General features: G+C 58.7%; 1 protein-coding gene. It reads left to right on the top strand.

Features of this window, described 5'->3' with window-relative positions; genetic code table 11:
* Positions 1-220 precede the first annotated feature (220 nt).
* On the top strand, positions 221-1,122 hold a 902-nt coding region (gene istA / locus ABH944_RS44605; RefSeq protein ID WP_404615851.1), incomplete at its 3' end, for an IS21 family transposase.

Below are 1,122 nucleotides of genomic sequence, written 5' to 3'. Positions count from 1 at the left end.
TGTGAATTTCCGGCATATAGGCGCCATTTCGTTTTCGGCGTAATGGCGCCACCGGATTTCCGGCGTAATGGAGCCACGGCGTTTTCGGCGTAAAGGCGCCAGTCGTTTTCCGGCGTAATGGCGCCACCCGGATGACGAGCAACGAGGGTTCGAACTTTCATTGATCGGCTAGACTGCCGGCCTTTTGCCGGGAGAGGCCGTGGCCAATCGGAGGTTCGAGATGTACCAATACCGACAGATCCTGGTGCGCATGCGCCGAGGTGACTCTGACCGGGATATCGCACGATCGAAGACCATGGGGCGCAAGAAGATTGCGCAGGTGCGGGAGATTGCCGCCAAGAACGGATGGTTGGCGCGTGAAGCGGCTTTACCCGACGAACACGTAATGGCCGCTTTCCTGGATCGCAAAGAGGCGCCACTACCATCGAGTTGCGTCTCAACCTTGGAACCGTGGCGCGAGCAGATCACCAAGTGGCGAGCAACCGGCGTTCAATGCACGACGATCCACGCCACGCTCGTTCGCAATCACGGATACAGCGGCAGCTATTCGTCGGTCTATCGTTTCCTTGTGCATATAGACGCTTCGCACACGCCCGACGTACCGCTGCGCCTCGAGTTCAAGCCGGCCGAAGCGGCACAAGTCGATTTCGGCGCCGGTCCGATGATGACCGACGTGCTCACCGGCGAGATTCACAAGACATGGTTCTTCGTAATGACCCTGGCGTGGTCGCGCCACCAATATGTCGAGTTTGTTCGAGACCAAACGGTAGCGACCTGGCTGGGATGTCATCGGCGCGCCTTTGAGGCATTTGGGGGCGTGCCGGCCCGGGTCATCATCGACAACTGCAAATGTGCGATCACCCGCGCGTGTTATTACGAGCCCGAAGTGCAACGCGCGTATGGCGAGTGCGCAGAAGGATACGGTTTCAAGATCGATGCATGCCCGCCAAGGGATCCGCAAAAAAAGGGAATCGTGGAATCGGGCGTCAAATTTGTAAAGCGAGGTTTCTTGCCACTGCGGGAGTTCCGTGGTCTGGCTGACGCCAACCGCCAGATACACGCTTGGGTAATGAACGAGGCCGGCAACCGCATTCACGGGACCACCCGCGAGATGCCGCTCAA

The sequence above is a fragment of the Caballeronia udeis genome, assembly GCF_044909315.1.
GTDB lineage: Bacteria > Pseudomonadota > Gammaproteobacteria > Burkholderiales > Burkholderiaceae > Caballeronia > Caballeronia udeis_A.
This window is presented reverse-complemented; position numbering and strand designations above follow the sequence as displayed.